We start from the raw sequence: 16,160 nt of genomic DNA on the forward strand, positions 1-16,160 counted from the left end.
GGCGAGACGGAGCCTCACCAAATTTAAGGGTACAAAAGTCTAAAGAGGATCTTGCACCCAGTCAAGACGAGGCCCCGGCCCTCCCCGCCCGATCATCGGCAACATTTCATGTCGCCGATGATCGCCCGAGGCTTGCCGGGGCCTTGCCCTGTACTTAGTTACCGCTGGAATTCAGCGCTTCGGTCAGTGCAGCTTCCACTTCACTGGCGCTTACACGCAGCGGTTTGTCGGCATCACGGCGACGCTTGCGCTCGCTGTGGTAGGCCAGACCAGTACCGGCCGGGATGAGACGACCCACGACCACGTTCTCTTTCAGGCCGCGCAGGTAGTCGCGCTTGCCGGTTACCGCCGCTTCGGTCAGTACGCGGGTTGTTTCCTGGAAGGAAGCCGCGGAGATGAACGACTCGGTGGACAGCGAGGCCTTGGTGATACCCAGCAGCACTCGGGTGAACTTGGAGATGAACTTGTCCTCGCTAGCGAGACGCTCGTTCTCTACCAGCACCTGGGTCAGTTCCATCTGGTCGCCCTTGATGAAGCTGGAATCGCCCGACTCGGAGATCTCAACCTTGCGCAGCATCTGACGCAGAATGGTCTCGATGTGCTTGTCGTTGATCTTCACGCCTTGCAGACGGTAAACGTCCTGGATCTCGTTGACGATGTACTTCGCCAGCGCACTCACACCCAGCAGACGCAGGATGTCATGCGGATCGCTCGGGCCGTCCGAGATAACTTCGCCGCGGTTTACCTGTTCACCTTCGAAGACGTTCAGGTGGCGCCACTTTGGAATCAGCTCTTCGTACGGATCGCTACCGTCGGTCGGAGTGATCACCAGGCGACGCTTGCCCTTGGTCTCTTTACCGAATGCGATGGTGCCGCTGACTTCAGCCAGAATCGAGGCTTCTTTCGGACGACGCGCTTCGAACAGGTCGGCAACGCGCGGCAGACCACCGGTGATGTCACGGGTCTTCGACGTCTCTTGCGGGATACGCGCGATAACGTCACCAACACCGATCTGAGCACCGTCAGCCACACCGACAAGGGCGTTGGCCGGCAGGAAGTACTGGGCAGGTACGTCAGTACCTGGCAGGTACAGGTCCTTGCCTGCAGCATCGACCATCTTGATTGCCGGACGGATTTCCTTGCCTGCGGCAGGGCGATCCTTGACGTCCAGTACTTCAATGTTGGTCAAGCCGGTCAGTTCGTCGGTCTGACGCTTGATGGTGATGTTTTCTTCCATGCCCACGAAGGTCACGGTACCTTTCAGCTCGGTAACGATCGGGTGGGTGTGCGGGTCCCACTTGGCGACGATGGCGCCAGCTTCGACCTTTTCACCTTCCTTGACCGAAATCACCGCACCGTAAGGCAGCTTGTAGCGCTCACGCTCACGACCGAACTCGTCAGCAATCGCCAACTCACCCGAACGCGATACGGCAACCAGGTTACCGTCGGCACGCTCAACCTGCTTCAGGTTGTGCAGACGCACCATACCGCCATTCTTAACCTGGACGCTGTCGGCAGCCGAGGTACGGCTTGCAGCACCACCGATGTGGAACGTACGCATGGTCAGCTGGGTACCCGGCTCACCGATCGACTGGGCAGCGATAACGCCGACAGCCTCGCCGATGTTCACCTGGTGACCACGAGCCAGATCACGACCGTAGCACTTGGCGCAAATGCCGTAGCGGGTTTCGCAGTTGATCGGCGAACGCACGATCACTTCGTCGATGCTGTTCAGCTCGATGAACTCGACCCACTGCTCGTCGACCAAGGTACCGGCCGGAACGATAACGTCCTCGGTACCTGGCTTGAACACGTCACGGGCGATGACACGACCCAATACACGCTCACCCAGTGGCTCTACAACGTCGCCGCCTTCGATGTGTGGCGTCATCACCAGGCCCTGATCGGTGCCGCAGTCGATCTCGGTTACTACCAGATCCTGGGCAACGTCCACCAGACGACGAGTCAGATAACCGGAGTTAGCGGTTTTCAGTGCGGTATCCGCCAGACCCTTACGAGCACCGTGAGTCGAGATGAAGTACTGAAGTACGCTCAGACCTTCACGGAAGTTCGCAGTGATCGGCGTCTCGATGATGGAGCCGTCCGGCTTGGCCATCAGACCACGCATACCGGCCAGCTGACGGATCTGGGCTGCGGAACCCCGCGCACCCGAGTCAGCCATCATGTACATCGAGTTGAAGGACTCTTGCTCGACTTCCTTGCCTTCGCGGTCGATGACCTTCTCTTTCGAGAGGTTGGCCATCATCGCCTTGGACACTTCGTCGTTCGCCTTCGACCACAAGTCGATGACCTTGTTGTACTTCTCGCCCTGGGTTACCAGGCCGGAGGCGTACTGGCTCTCGATTTCCTTCACTTCGTCGGTAGCGTTACCGATGATGCGGGCTTTCTCGTCCGGGATAACGAAGTCGTTAACACCGATGGAAACGCCGGAAATGGTCGAGTAAGCGAAACCGGTGTACATCAGCTGGTCGGCGAAGATAACGGTCTCTTTCAGACCAACCACGCGGTAGCACTGGTTGATCAGCTTGGAGATCGCCTTTTTCTTCATCGGCTGGTTGACCACGTCATACGGCAGACCTGCCGGCACAACCTGGAACAGCAACGCACGGCCGACGGTGGTGTCGACGATGCGGGTGTTCTTGACCACCGAGCCATCACGCTCTTTCACGGTTTCGTTGATACGAACCTTGATTTTCGCGTGCAGGGCGGCTTCGCCTGCGCGGAATACGCGGTCGACTTCCTGCAGGTCGGCGAACACGCGACCTTCGCCCTTGGCATTGATGGCTTCCCGGGTCATGTAGTACAGACCCAGTACAACGTCCTGCGACGGAACGATGATTGGCTCACCGTTGGCTGGCGACAGGATGTTGTTGGTCGACATCATCAGCGCACGCGCTTCGAGCTGGGCTTCCAGGGTCAGCGGCACGTGAACGGCCATCTGGTCACCGTCGAAGTCGGCGTTGTACGCAGCACAGACCAGCGGGTGCAGCTGAATAGCCTTACCTTCGATCAGTACGGGTTCAAACGCCTGGATACCCAGACGGTGAAGGGTCGGTGCACGGTTGAGCAGTACGGGGTGTTCGCGAATCACTTCAGCGAGAACGTCCCACACCTCTGGCAGCTCGCGCTCGACCATCTTCTTGGCAGCCTTGATGGTGGTCGCCAGACCACGCATTTCCAGCTTGCCGAAAATGAACGGCTTGAACAGCTCGAGGGCCATCTTCTTCGGCAGACCGCACTGGTGCAGACGCAGGGTCGGACCTACGGTGATTACCGAACGGCCGGAGTAGTCAACACGCTTACCGAGCAAGTTCTGACGGAAGCGACCTTGCTTACCTTTGATCATGTCAGCCAGGGACTTCAGCGGACGCTTGTTCGAGCCAGTGATGGCGCGACCACGACGGCCGTTGTCCAGCAGAGCATCAACCGCTTCCTGCAGCATGCGCTTTTCGTTGCGCACGATGATGTCCGGCGCCGACAGATCCAGCAGGCGCTTCAGACGGTTGTTACGGTTGATCACCCGACGATACAGGTCGTTCAGGTCGGAAGTCGCGAAACGGCCACCATCCAGCGGAACCAGCGGACGCAGGTCCGGCGGCAGCACTGGCAGGACGGTCAGGACCATCCACTCAGGCAGGTTGCCCGAGCCCTGGAAAGCTTCCATCAGCTTCAGACGCTTGGAAAGCTTCTTGATCTTGGTTTCCGAGTTGGTCTGCGGAATTTCTTCGCGCAGGCGGCCGATCTCGTGCTCCAGGTCGATAGCGTGCAGCAGCTCGCGGACAGCCTCGGCACCCATACGGGCATCGAAGTCGTCACCGAACTCTTCCAGCGCTTCGAAGTACTGCTCGTCGTTCAGCAGCTGGCCCTTTTCCAGGGTAGTCATGCCCGGGTCGATAACGACATAGCTCTCGAAGTAGAGCACGCGCTCGATATCACGCAGGGTCATGTCCATCAGCAGGCCGATACGGGACGGCAGCGACTTCAGGAACCAGATGTGGGCAACCGGCGAAGCCAGCTCGATGTGCGCCATGCGCTCACGACGAACCTTCGCCAGGGCAACTTCAACGCCGCACTTCTCGCAGATTACGCCGCGGTGCTTGAGGCGCTTGTACTTGCCGCACAGGCACTCGTAGTCCTTGACTGGGCCAAAGATCTTGGCGCAGAACAGGCCGTCACGCTCAGGCTTGAACGTACGGTAGTTGATGGTTTCCGGCTTCTTAACTTCACCGAACGACCACGAACGGATCATTTCAGGCGACGCCAGACCGATGCGGATGGCGTCGAACTCTTCGACTTGACCCTGGTTTTTCAGCAAATTCAGTAGGTCTTTCAAGGCCTTTCCTCCTGGCGGAGCAGGGAGCGGGCATTACCTGCCCCACTCCCCTTCGCGTCACGTGTTATTCGGTTTCCAGATCGATATCGATACCGAGCGAACGGATCTCTTTGATCAACACGTTGAAGGACTCGGGCATGCCCGGCTCCATACGGTGATCGCCATCCACGATGTTCTTGTACATCTTGGTACGGCCGTTCACGTCGTCCGACTTCACTGTGAGCATTTCTTGCAGGGTGTATGCCGCGCCGTATGCTTCCAGCGCCCACACTTCCATCTCCCCGAAACGCTGACCACCGAACTGCGCCTTACCACCCAGCGGCTGCTGGGTAACCAGGCTGTAGGAACCAGTGGAACGCGCGTGCATCTTGTCGTCCACCAAGTGGTTCAGCTTGAGCATGTACATGTAACCAACGGTCACAGGACGCTCGAACTTGTTGCCGGTACGGCCGTCGAACAGCACCATCTGGCCGCTCTCTGGCAGGTCGGCCAGTTTCAGCATGGCCTTGATCTCGCGCTCCTTGGCACCATCGAAGACCGGGGTAGCCATCGGCACGCCTTTCTTCAGGTTGTTAGCCAGGGCCAGGATCTCTTCGTCGGTGAACTCGTCGAGGTTTTCCTGACGACCGCCGATCTCGTTGTAGACCTCGGTCAGGAACACGCGCAGCTCAGCGGCTTTACGCTGCTCTTCGAGCATGCGGTCGATCTTCTCGCCCAGACCCTTGGCCGCGAGGCCCAGGTGGGTTTCAAGGATCTGACCAACGTTCATACGCGAAGGTACACCCAGCGGGTTCAGTACGACGTCAACCGGAGTACCGTTGGCATCGTGCGGCATGTCTTCAACCGGCATGATGACCGAGACAACACCCTTGTTACCGTGACGACCGGCCATCTTGTCACCCGGCTGGATGCGACGGCGGATTGCCAGGTAAACCTTGACGATCTTCAGTACGCCCGGTGCCAGGTCATCGCCCTGCTGCAGCTTGCGCTTCTTGTCTTCGAACTTGTCGTCCAGCAAACGGCGACGGTCGACGATGTACTGCTGAGCCTTTTCCAGCTGCTCGTTCAGTGCATCTTCAGCCATGCGCAGTTTGAACCACTGGCCGTGCTCCAGACCGTCCAGCACCTCGTCAGTGATCACGGTGCCTTTCTTCAGGCCCGCACCACCATCAACCACCTGGCCGTTCAGGGCAGAACGCAGACGCTCGAAGGTTGCACCTTCAACAATGCGGAACTCTTCGTTGAGGTCCTTGCGGATCTCGTCGAGCTGCATCTTCTCGATGGCCAGCGCGCGACTATCGCGCTCTACGCCATCACGGGTGAAGACCTGTACGTCGATGACAGTACCCTTGGTGCCGGTTGGCACACGCAGGGAGGTGTCCTTAACGTCGCTGGCCTTCTCACCGAAGATTGCGCGCAGCAGTTTTTCTTCCGGAGTCAGCTGGGTTTCGCCTTTTGGCGTGACCTTGCCGACCAGGATGTCGCCAGCGCCAACTTCAGCACCTACGTAAACGATACCGGCTTCGTCCAGCTTGTTCAGTGCGGCTTCACCCACGTTCGGGATGTCCGCAGTGATTTCCTCTGGGCCGAGCTTGGTGTCACGCGCCACACAGGTCAGTTCCTGAATGTGGATGGTGGTGAAGCGATCTTCCTGAACAACACGCTCGGACAGGCAGATGGAGTCTTCGAAGTTGAAGCCGTTCCACGCCATGAACGCGATGCGCATGTTCTGACCCAGAGCCAGCTCACCCATGTCGGTGGACGGGCCGTCGGCCATGATGTCACCACGCTGAACCTTGTCACCTTTGCTCACCAGCGGACGCTGGTTGATGCAGGTGTTCTGGTTCGAACGGGTGTACTTGGTCAGGTTGTAGATATCCACACCCGCTTCGCCGGTTTCCACTTCGTCGTCGGCAACGCGAACAACGATACGGCTGGCGTCGACCGAGTCGATCACACCACCGCGGCGAGCAACCACGCAGACACCGGAGTCACGGGCAACGTTGCGCTCCATGCCGGTACCTACCAGCGGCTTGTCGGCACGCAGGGTTGGTACAGCCTGACGCTGCATGTTCGAACCCATCAACGCACGGTTGGCGTCGTCGTGCTCGAGGAACGGAATCAGCGACGCTGCAACGGAAACAACCTGCTTCGGCGAAACGTCCATCAGGGTGACGTCTTCCGGCGCCTTGACGGTGAATTCGTTCAGGTGACGAACTGCTACCAGCTCATCGATCAGTTGCTTCTTGTCGTTCATCGCGGCCGAAGCCTGTGCGATGACGTGATCTGCCTCTTCGATTGCCGACAGGAACACGATGTCGTCGCTGACAACGCCTTCCTTCACCACGCGGTACGGGCTTTCCAGGAAGCCGTACTGGTTGGTGCGGGCGTAGGCCGCCAGGGAGTTGATCAGACCGATGTTCGGACCTTCAGGGGTCTCGATCGGGCACACACGGCCATAGTGGGTCGGGTGTACGTCACGGACTTCGAAGCCGGCACGCTCACGGGTCAGACCGCCAGGGCCGAGTGCGGAGACACGGCGCTTGTGGGTAATCTCCGAGAGAGGGTTGTTCTGGTCCATGAACTGGGACAGCTGGCTGGAACCGAAGAACTCTTTCACCGCTGCCGCTACCGGCTTGGCGTTGATCAGGTCTTGCGGCATCAGGCCTTCGCTTTCCGCCATCGACAGGCGTTCCTTGACCGCGCGCTCGACACGCACCAGGCCAACACGGAACTGGTTCTCGGCCATCTCGCCGACGCAACGTACGCGACGGTTACCCAGGTGGTCGATGTCGTCGACGATGCCTTTGCCGTTACGGATATCGACCAGGGTCTTCAGAACCTCGACGATGTCTTCCTTGCTCAGCACGCCCGAACCCTCGATCTCGGTACGACCGATACGACGGTTGAACTTCATGCGGCCTACGGCGGACAGATCGTAACGCTCGGCGCTGAAGAACAGGTTGTTGAACAGGGTCTCGGCTGCATCCTTGGTTGGCGGCTCGCCTGGACGCATCATGCGGTAGATCTCGACCAGCGCTTCCAGTTGGTTGCTGGTGGTATCGATCTTCAGTGTGTCAGAGATGAACGGACCGCAATCGATGTCGTTGGTGTACAGGGTCTCGATACGGACAACCTGCGCCTTGGCGACCTTGATCAGCAGCTCGGTGGTCATCTCGGTGTTGCATTCGGCGAGAATTTCGCCGGTAGCCGGATGCACGATAGCCTTGGCGGTAGTGCGGCCCAGGACGTATTCCATTGGAACGTCCAGTTGCTTGACGCCGGCCTTCTCGAGCTGGTTGATGTGGCGCGCGGTAATACGGCGGCCTTGCTCGACGATGACTTTGCCGGTTTCGTCATGGATGTCCATGACTGCAACTTCACCACGCAGACGCTGCGGCACCAGTTCCAGGCTGAGTTTTTCGCCGGAAATGTGGAACACGTTGGTGGTGTAGAAGGTGTTCAGCACTTCTTCAGTGCTGTAACCCAGGGCGCGCAGCAGCACCGAGGCCGGCAGTTTGCGGCGACGGTCGATACGTACGAACACGCAATCCTTCGGGTCGAACTCGAAGTCCAGCCAGGAACCGCGGTAAGGGATGATGCGAGCGGAGTACAGCAGCTTGCCCGAGCTGTGGGTCTTGCCACGGTCGTGGTCGAAGAACACACCAGGCGAACGGTGCAGCTGGGAAACGATCACACGCTCGGTACCGTTGATAACGAAGGTACCGTTCTCAGTCATCAGGGGGATTTCACCCATGTAGACTTCTTGCTCTTTGATGTCCTTGATCGCTTTGTTCGACGATTCCTTGTCGAAGATGATCAGGCGCACCTTGACCCGCAGTGGGACCGCGAAGGTCACGCCACGCAGGACACATTCCTTCACATCGAAGGCGGGTTCGCCCAGGCGATAGCCTACGTACTCCAGGGCAGCATTGCCGGAGTAGCTGATGATCGGGAATACCGATTTGAAGGCCGCGTGCAGGCCGACGTCGCGGAAGTGATCCTTGGATGCTCCCGCTTGCAGGAATTCGCGATACGAATCCAGCTGGATGGCCAGGAGGTAAGGCACATCCATGACGTCCGGCAACTTGCTAAAGTCCTTGCGGATACGTTTTTTCTCAGTGTATGAGTAAGCCATCAGCGTTCCCCAGCTTGGTCACCTGCTTGTTTGGCTTCTCCCGGCGGGAGCAGCCAGAAAATCGTGCAAACCCCTTGGTTTGCGCCACCCACATGGGTGTCTTGCAGCTCGTTATCGGGACCGGCCTGACCGGCCACCAATAACGGAAAAAGGCCGGTGGCATAAGCCACCAGCCATCAGCCTTTCGCTCAACGCTCAGGCTGGCATCGCAAGGTCGAGATTACTTCAGCTCGACTTTAGCGCCTGCTTCTTCCAGCTTCTTCTTAGCGTCTTCAGCGGCTTCTTTCGAAACGCCTTCAGCTACAACCTGAGGAGCGCCATCGACTTTCTCTTTGGCTTCTTTCAGGCCCAGACCGGTCAGTTCGCGAACGGCTTTGATCACGTTCACTTTCTTGTCGCCGGCTTCAACCAGAACAACGTTGAACTCGGTCTGCTCTTCAACAACGGCAGCAGCAGCAGCTGGGCCAGCAGCGGCAACAGCAGCGGTAACGCCGAAGGTTTCTTCCATTGCTTTGATCAGCTCAACAACTTCCAGAACGGTTTTCTGGCCGATTGCTTCGATGATTTGTTCGTTAGTCAGAGACATGACTCAATCCTGTATTGGGGTGACAGCCTACGCAGCCATCAAATTAAACGTATGATTTTGAAAGAGTTCGCACGCCTTAGGCGGCGGTAGCTTCTTTCTGGTCGCGAATGGCTGCCAGAGTACGAGCCAGCTTGCTGGTGGCGCCTTGAATAACGCTCATCAGTCGTGCAATAGCTTCGTCGCGGGTCGGCAGGGTAGCCAACACGTCGATCTGGTTCGCTGCAATGAAATTGCCGTCAAACGCAGCTGCCTTGATCTCGAACTTGTCCTGACCCTTGGCGAACTCTTTGAACAGACGAGCAGCAGCGCCCGGGTGTTCGTTGGAGAAAGCAATCAGGGTCGGGCCTTTGAACGCGTCGTTGAGGATCGAGAATTCGGTGCCTTCAACAGCGCGCTTGAGCAGGGTATTACGCACTACACGTACGTATACGCCAGCTTCGCGGGCCTCTTTACGGAGTCCGGTCATTGCGCTTACAGTCACACCACGGGCATCAGCCACGACAGCGGACAGAGCGACTTTGGCAGCCTCGTTGACTTCAGCGACGATGGCCTTCTTGTCTTCGAGTTTAATTGCCACGGGTTTACTCCTGGTTTTTACCGTTTCATCTGGCCGAAGCCGGATGTCGTTTTGGTGTCTGATTCGGTAACGAATCGGGAGCACCATCTGCGTGGGCTGATGTTTTAAGGCTTGCGCCGCCTACGGTCTTGGATAGCCCCCGCCAGGCAGGGACCCCAATTTTTGCTGGCGGCGCGACTGGTCGCGCCGCCATGTTCTTACACGTTCAGCGAGCTCTGATCGATGACCAGACCTGGGCCCATGGTGGTGCTCAGGGTAACGCGCTTAACGTAGATGCCTTTCGAGGAAGCTGGCTTGATACGCTTCAGGTCAGCGATCAGGGCTTCAACGTTTTCCTTCAGCTTGTCAGCTTCAAAGCCGATCTTGCCAACGGAGGTGTGGATGATACCGTTTTTGTCGGTACGGTAGCGAACCTGACCAGCCTTGGCGTTTTTCACGGCAGTGGCTACGTCTGGGGTCACGGTACCAACTTTCGGGTTAGGCATCAGGCCGCGAGGACCCAGAACCTGACCCAGCTGACCTACAACGCGCATGGCATCAGGCGATGCGATAACGACGTCATAGTTCAGGTCGCCGCCTTTCATTTCGGCAGCCAGATCGTCCATACCTACGCGATCAGCGCCGGCAGCCAGAGCAGCTTCAGCAGCTGGACCCTGGGTGAAGACAGCGACGCGAACGGTCTTGCCAGTGCCGTGTGGCAGCACGGTAGCGCTACGTACGACCTGGTCGGATTTACGCGGGTCAACACCGAGGTTAACGGCGATGTCGTAGGACTCGACGAACTTGGCAGCAGGCAGCGAGGCCAGCAGAGTTGCCGCTTCTTCGAAGTTGTAGGCCTTGCCTGCTTCGATTTTCTCGGCGATTGCCTTTTGGCGTTTGGTCAGCTTAGCCATTACACACCCTCCACGTTCAGGCCCATGCTGCGGGCAGAGCCAGCGATGGTGCGTACAGCAGCGTCCAGGTCAGCGGCAGTCAGGTCAGCCTGTTTGGCTTTCGCGATGTCTTCCAGCTGAGCACGGGTAACGGTACCGACTTTAACGGTGTTCGGGCGAGCCGAACCACTGGTCAGGCCAGCAGCTTTCTTCAGCAGAACCGAGGCAGGGGTGCTCTTGGTCTCGAAGGTGAAGCTACGGTCGCTGTAGACAGTGATGATCACTGGAGTCGGCAGGCCGGCTTCTTGACCCTGGGTACGGGCGTTGAAGGCCTTGCAGAATTCCATGATGTTCACACCATGTTGACCCAGAGCTGGACCAACGGGTGGGCTTGGGTTGGCCTGGCCGGCCTTAACTTGCAGCTTGATGTAAGCCTGAATCTTCTTAGCCATGAGCTACTCCAAAATCGGGTACGAACGCCTGATGGCTCCCCGGATGACTTGCGTTTTATCCCAGTGACGACAAAACCCCGCAGCACACAGGGCTGCGGGGTATGGGATGCTTCGTCCGCCTAGACCTTTTCGACCTGGCTGAACTCGAGCTCTACCGGAGTAGAGCGACCGAAAATGAGCACCGCAACCTGCAGGCGACTCTTTTCGTAGTTAACTTCTTCGACACTACCATTGAAGTCAGCGAACGGACCATCAATGACTCGAACCACTTCACCTGGCTCGAACAGCGTCTTGGGCTTCGGCTTATCGCTACCGTCGGCAACGCGACGCAGGATGGCCTCAGCTTCTTTATCGGTAATCGGCGCAGGCTTGTCAGCAGTACCGCCAATAAAGCCCATTACGCGAGGGGTGTCCTTGACCAAGTGCCAAGTCCCTTCATTCATCTCCATCTGGACCAGTACATAGCCAGGGAAGAATTTACGCTCACTCTTGCGCTTCTGGCCGTTGCGCATTTCGACGACTTCTTCGGTCGGGACCAAGATCTCGCCGAAACCGTCTTCCATGCCAGCCAGCTTGACGCGCTCAATGAGGGAGCGCATTACATGCTTCTCGTAACCCGAGTAAGCATGCACAACATACCAACGCTTAGCCACGGGACACCTTTAGCCAACGATCAAGGAGACCGCCCAGCCGAGCAGGGAATCGAGCCCCCACAGCAGCAGTGCCATAACCAGCACGACAGCCACGACAATCAGCGTGGTCTGGGTGGTTTCCTGGCGGGTCGGCCACACGACTTTACGAATCTCGGTACGAGCTTCCTTCGCCAGCGCAAAGAACGACTTGCCCTTCGCAGTCTGCAGAGCTACAAAGCCCGCGACAGCAGCAAGGACGAGAAGCACAAGAACGCGATACAGGATTGGAGAGCTGGAGTAATATTGATTACCCACAACACCAACAACCACCAAAGCCACTACAGCCAGCCACTTGAACAGATCAAAACGCGATTCTTGGGCTTCAGTTTTGGGGGTCATCGAGGAGGATCCTGTAAGAAGAAAGCCATCACACCGAGGTGAAATGGCAGGTCAGGAGGGAATCGAACCCCCAACCTACGGTTTTGGAGACCGTCGCTCTGCCAATTGAGCTACTGACCTGTAACGCTGTATCAGGCCGGCCATTATACCGGCCTGATCAAGTAAATCAACTACTTATTCAATAATTTTTGCTACGACGCCGGCGCCGACGGTACGACCGCCTTCACGGATAGCGAAGCGCAGACCGTCTTCCATTGCGATGGTCTTGATCAGGGTAACAGTCATCTGAATGTTGTCACCTGGCATTACCATTTCAACGCCTTCCGGCAGTTCGCAGTTACCGGTCACGTCAGTGGTACGGAAGTAGAACTGTGGACGATAGCCTTTGAAGAACGGAGTGTGACGGCCGCCTTCTTCCTTCGACAGGACGTAGACTTCTGCGGTGAACTTGGTGTGCGGCTTGACCGAACCTGGCTTGACCAGAACCTGGCCACGCTCAACGTCGTCACGCTTGGTACCACGCAGCAGAACGCCGCAGTTCTCGCCAGCACGACCTTCGTCCAGCAGCTTGCGGAACATCTCAACACCGGTACAGGTGGTGGTGGTGGTGTCACGCAGACCAACGATTTCCAGCGGGTCCTGAACGCGGACGATACCACGCTCGATACGACCGGTAACAACGGTACCACGCCCCGAGATCGAGAATACGTCTTCGATTGGCATCAGGAACGGCTGGTCGATGGCACGAACTGGCTCAGGAATGTAGCTATCCAGAGTCTCTACCAGCTTCTTGACAGCGGTAGTGCCCATTTCGTTGTCGTCTTTGCCTTCCAGGGCCATACGAGCGGAACCGATGATGATCGGAGTGTCGTCGCCTGGGAAGTCGTAGGTGGACAGCAGGTCGCGAACTTCCATCTCGACCAGTTCCAGCAGCTCAGCGTCGTCTACCAGATCAGCCTTGTTCAGGAAGACCACGATGTACGGAACACCTACCTGACGGGACAGCAGGATGTGCTCACGGGTTTGCGGCATCGGACCATCGGCGGCCGAGCAAACCAGGATAGCACCGTCCATCTGGGCAGCACCGGTGATCATATTCTTCACGTAGTCAGCGTGACCTGGGCAGTCAACGTGAGCGTAGTGACGAATGGTCGAGTTGTACTCGACGTGAGCGGTGTTGATGGTGATACCGCGCGCTTTTTCTTCCGGAGCCGAGTCGATCTTGTCGAACTCAACGATTGCCGAACCGAAAACTTCGGAGCAAACGCGAGTCAGAGCTGCGGTCAGAGTGGTCTTACCGTGGTCAACGTGGCCGATAGTGCCGACGTTAACGTGGGGAAGGGAACGATCAAACTTTTCCTTAGCCATCGATACAATCCTCCGCAGAAGAAATAGTCTTGCGCTGATAAAACAAAGGCAGATATTTTCATATCTGCCTTGTTTATATGGAGCTCTTGAGCGGACTTGAACCGCTGACCTCACCCTTACCAAGGGTGTGCTCTACCAACTGAGCTACAAGAGCGAAACACTTTGTGCAAAATCCGGCAAACTTGGAGCGGGTAGCGGGAATCGAACCCGCATCATCAGCTTGGAAGGCTGAGGTTCTACCACTAAACTATACCCGCGGAGCTTGCGGCTCTCGCTAAAACTGGTGGAGGGAGAAGGATTCGAACCTTCGAAGCTCTCGCAACGGATTTACAGTCCGTCCCCTTTGACCGCTCGGGAATCCCTCCAGATGTGGCCGGCATTCTATTTGTCTGCCGTCCTAGTGTCAAGCGTTTTTTCAAATTTTTTCAATCAAATCTGAAACTTAGCTGCTTTGACACTGCTTCCAGCTCTACCACCTGAGTGGTGTTCCCTGTGAAGCGGGCGCCATTCTATCAAGCTATTCGTCAGTTGCAATACCCTGGCAGAAAATAATTTTATGTTTTAAGTCTTTGAAATCATTGGAAAGAGCCAAGAGAACCGTTTGGTCCAGCAAACGCTCGCTTTCCGGAGCAACCTTGAGCCAGCGACCATCCGCCCCAGGCAGCTGCCCTGACACCGGCAAGGTGGCAATATCCAGACTCAGCAGGCGTTGGCGCAGCGCATCCAACTGCTCCTGCCCCTTCACACCTCCGACTACCAGGCATTCATCACGACGCTTGGGCGGTGCCGACACACCTGTTTCACGCAACAGACGGATTTCTTGCTGATTTCCCTTGTACAGCGACAACGGGGCGACTTCCTTGACCTTCAGCGGGGCTTCCTGTTGATGCCATACGTAATAAAAGACGTTGAGCACCAATAACAGCAGAAACAACCAGCGCATAGGCACCTCAATCCAATGGGCAGGCCATAGCCAGGCCAACGAAAACCAGGTCAGGCACGACTCGCGCCTGTGGCAGGGCCGCCCTCACCAGCGGCGCATCACCGCCAGTGAGGAACACGGTGAACTCCTCACCCCATAACACACGAGCCTGCTCAAGCTGGGTGTAGGCAAAGCCCTGGAGCATCAATACGCAACCGCGCTCTACCGCTTCGACAGTCGAGCGACCTGGTGACAAGCTGTTCAATGCGCGCTCCGCGGAGGCATCGTCATAGCGGATACGACGGGTGTGAGTGCGCAGCTGGCTACGCATCAATGGCATACCCGGGCAGATGTAGCCCCCAAGATGCTCGCCATCTGCAGAAACGAAGTCCGCTTTTGCCGCGGTACCCAGGTCAATCACCAGGCACGCGCCCTTGGCCAGGTGAAACGCCCCCAGCGCCGCCAGCCAACGATCCATACCCAGGCGCTGATAGTCGTCATAGCCATTGCGCACACCTGCCATTTCACGGACAGGGTGGGCAACCTTCGCCTGCACGGCAAATGCCTGAGCAATCAACGCGCAAAGCGCATCGGTTTCTTCTTCGCTGCGCACACTGACAATACGGCAACCCGTGAGGCGCACTGAAGCGAGCGCAGCCACTTCGGCCACCAGCGCCTGATCGGAATCGACGATCCCACCACCTTCAATCACAGCATCGGCGACATGGATCACCCGCCACTTGATGAAGCTGTTACCGCAATCGAGCTCAAGAATCATCACGCAACCTCAAACTGAGCTCACCACCACTGAAGCTCTTTTCCATCCCGTCCACCTCAAGGCGCAAACCACCCTGCCCGTCGACGCCAAGAACCACGCCATCAATACGTGTATTACCAGCAACCAGCGATACATTGCGCCCCTGCCACAAGTGCGCCTGCTCCCACTCCTCCTGGAATGCGGCAAAGCCGTAGCGGCGATGGCGCGCCAATTCGTGCTGTAGTTGCTGACTGAGCAGTGCGACCAAGTGATTCCGATCTATGACTACACCAACCTCACGCCGCATTGAGGTCCACTGCTGATCGACCTGTTCGTTTACCTGCATGTTTACATTGATACCAATGCCTAGCACCACATGACAGACATCTGCAGGATCGCCGACCAATTCCAGGAGAATCCCGGTGATCTTCTGCCCACGTACCAACACATCATTAGGCCATTTGAGCCCGACATCCTTTACACCGAACGCCTGCAAGGTGCGCATTACCGCCAACCCCACTACCAAGCTCAACCCCTCTAGCTGACGCATGCCTCCATCGACGCGCAGCACCAGGCTGTAATAGAGATTTTCAGCAAATGGACTGACCCACTGTCGGCCGCGCCGACCCCGTCCGGCGCTCTGGCGCTCAGCCAGAACCAGAAATGGAGCCGCCTGCCCTTCACTGGCAAGGCGCAAGCCTTCGGCATTGGTCGAGTCGATCGTTTCGTGGATGAATACCGGCCACTGTTCGCCCACGGCGAATCCGGCGATTGCCTGCGTCTCAAGCAACGCCAGTGGCGCAGCCAACTGGTAACCGCGCCCACGAACTTTGTGAATGGTGAGGTTCAGCTCACTTTCCAGATGCTGCAGCTGTTTCCAAACTGCGCTGCGACTCACCCCTAGGGCTGCCCCCAGAGCTTCTCCGGAATGGAACCGACCGTCCTTGAGGAGATTCAACAACTTCAGCATGCCAGTCTCGACTTGGAATAAGGCAGGCATGATAGCCATGGGCTGTTGGCTTGCATAGGAAAAGGGCCTGCAGGAGAGGCCGGGTATCGCAATCACAGGGAGGAGCATTGGCAAGGCCAGGATTTTTAAGCCC

At 57.5% G+C, this 16,160-nt stretch carries 12 protein-coding genes and 4 tRNA genes; all 16 read right to left on the reverse strand.

The window, feature by feature from the left end; genetic code table 11:
* Nucleotides 1-154 precede the first annotated feature (154 nt).
* Nucleotides 155-4,354: a DNA-directed RNA polymerase subunit beta' gene (rpoC, locus tag ACF8FG_RS00440; protein ID WP_014589475.1), complete on the reverse strand. Its 4,200-nt coding sequence runs from the start codon at nt 4,352-4,354 to the stop codon at nt 155-157.
* A gap of 64 nt (nt 4,355-4,418) precedes the next feature.
* Nucleotides 4,419-8,492: a DNA-directed RNA polymerase subunit beta gene (rpoB, locus tag ACF8FG_RS00445; protein ID WP_003255495.1), complete on the reverse strand. Its 4,074-nt coding sequence runs from the start codon at nt 8,490-8,492 to the stop codon at nt 4,419-4,421.
* Between the two features lie 220 nt (nt 8,493-8,712).
* On the reverse strand, nt 8,713-9,078 hold the full coding sequence (gene rplL / locus ACF8FG_RS00450) for a 50S ribosomal protein L7/L12 (RefSeq protein ID WP_003255496.1): 366 nt from the start codon (nt 9,076-9,078) through the stop codon (nt 8,713-8,715).
* Nucleotides 9,079-9,154: 76 nt separating this feature from the next.
* Nucleotides 9,155-9,655, reverse strand: a complete 501-nt coding sequence (rplJ, locus tag ACF8FG_RS00455) for a 50S ribosomal protein L10 (RefSeq protein WP_003255497.1) — start codon at nt 9,653-9,655, stop codon at nt 9,155-9,157.
* Nucleotides 9,656-9,852: 197 nt separating this feature from the next.
* Nucleotides 9,853-10,548 (reverse strand): 50S ribosomal protein L1, encoded by a 696-nt coding sequence (gene rplA, locus ACF8FG_RS00460; RefSeq protein WP_003255499.1) that lies wholly within the window; start codon nt 10,546-10,548, stop codon nt 9,853-9,855.
* Entirely contained in the window at nt 10,548-10,979 is a 432-nt protein-coding gene (rplK, locus tag ACF8FG_RS00465; RefSeq protein ID WP_003255500.1) for a 50S ribosomal protein L11, read from the reverse strand. Before rplK ends, rplA begins: the two co-directional genes overlap by 1 nt.
* 119 nt (nt 10,980-11,098) lie before the next feature.
* Nucleotides 11,099-11,632, reverse strand: coding sequence for a transcription termination/antitermination protein NusG (nusG, locus tag ACF8FG_RS00470; RefSeq protein ID WP_003255501.1), 534 nt, complete (start codon nt 11,630-11,632; stop codon nt 11,099-11,101).
* 9 nt (nt 11,633-11,641) lie between these two features.
* Nucleotides 11,642-12,010, reverse strand: a complete 369-nt coding sequence (gene secE, locus ACF8FG_RS00475) for a preprotein translocase subunit SecE (RefSeq protein WP_014589473.1) — start codon at nt 12,008-12,010, stop codon at nt 11,642-11,644.
* Between the two features lie 44 nt (nt 12,011-12,054).
* A tRNA-Trp gene (locus ACF8FG_RS00480) sits at nt 12,055-12,130 on the reverse strand.
* A gap of 54 nt (nt 12,131-12,184) precedes the next feature.
* A complete protein-coding gene (tuf, locus tag ACF8FG_RS00485; RefSeq protein ID WP_003255489.1) occupies nt 12,185-13,378 on the reverse strand; it encodes an elongation factor Tu in 1,194 nt (397 codons plus the stop codon).
* Between the two features lie 78 nt (nt 13,379-13,456).
* A tRNA-Thr gene (locus ACF8FG_RS00490) sits at nt 13,457-13,532 on the reverse strand.
* Between the two features lie 29 nt (nt 13,533-13,561).
* Nucleotides 13,562-13,635, reverse strand: a tRNA-Gly gene (locus ACF8FG_RS00495).
* A gap of 24 nt (nt 13,636-13,659) precedes the next feature.
* Nucleotides 13,660-13,743: transfer RNA gene (locus tag ACF8FG_RS00500), tRNA-Tyr, on the reverse strand.
* 152 nt (nt 13,744-13,895) lie between these two features.
* Nucleotides 13,896-14,321, reverse strand: coding sequence for a hypothetical protein (locus tag ACF8FG_RS00505; RefSeq protein WP_014589472.1), 426 nt, complete (start codon nt 14,319-14,321; stop codon nt 13,896-13,898).
* A 7-nt stretch (nt 14,322-14,328) separates the two neighbouring features.
* On the reverse strand, nt 14,329-15,078 hold the full coding sequence (locus tag ACF8FG_RS00510) for a pantothenate kinase (protein WP_014589471.1): 750 nt from the start codon (nt 15,076-15,078) through the stop codon (nt 14,329-14,331).
* The gene (gene birA, locus ACF8FG_RS00515; protein ID WP_014589470.1) at nt 15,068-16,027 is read right to left on the reverse strand and encodes a bifunctional biotin--[acetyl-CoA-carboxylase] ligase/biotin operon repressor BirA; all 960 of its coding nucleotides are present in this window, start codon (nt 16,025-16,027) and stop codon (nt 15,068-15,070) included. The genes ACF8FG_RS00510 and birA overlap by 11 nt, the downstream gene beginning before the upstream one ends.
* Nucleotides 16,028-16,160: the final 133 nt, after the last annotated feature.

The sequence above is a fragment of the Pseudomonas sp. YQ_6 genome, from assembly GCF_043103245.1.
Taxonomy (GTDB): Bacteria; Pseudomonadota; Gammaproteobacteria; order Pseudomonadales; family Pseudomonadaceae; genus Aquipseudomonas; species Aquipseudomonas alloputida.

Bases quoted from the DNA above. Each gene is read 5' to 3' on its own strand.
- rpoB (WP_003255495.1), bottom strand. From the start codon at position 8,492: ATGGCTTACTCATACACTGAGAAAAAACGTATCCGCAAGGACTTTAGC.
- rplL (WP_003255496.1), bottom strand. From the start codon at position 9,078: ATGTCTCTGACTAACGAACAAATCATCGAAGCAATCGGCCAGAAAACC.
- rplA (WP_003255499.1), bottom strand. From the start codon at position 10,548: ATGGCTAAGCTGACCAAACGCCAAAAGGCAATCGCCGAGAAAATCGAA.
- rplK (WP_003255500.1), bottom strand. From the start codon at position 10,979: ATGGCTAAGAAGATTCAGGCTTACATCAAGCTGCAAGTTAAGGCCGGC.
- secE (WP_014589473.1), bottom strand. From the start codon at position 12,010: ATGACCCCCAAAACTGAAGCCCAAGAATCGCGTTTTGATCTGTTCAAG.
- tuf (WP_003255489.1), bottom strand. From the start codon at position 13,378: ATGGCTAAGGAAAAGTTTGATCGTTCCCTTCCCCACGTTAACGTCGGC.
- ACF8FG_RS00505 (WP_014589472.1), bottom strand. From the start codon at position 14,321: ATGCGCTGGTTGTTTCTGCTGTTATTGGTGCTCAACGTCTTTTATTAC.
- ACF8FG_RS00510 (WP_014589471.1), bottom strand. From the start codon at position 15,078: ATGATTCTTGAGCTCGATTGCGGTAACAGCTTCATCAAGTGGCGGGTG.
- birA (WP_014589470.1), bottom strand. From the start codon at position 16,027: ATGCTGAAGTTGTTGAATCTCCTCAAGGACGGTCGGTTCCATTCCGGA.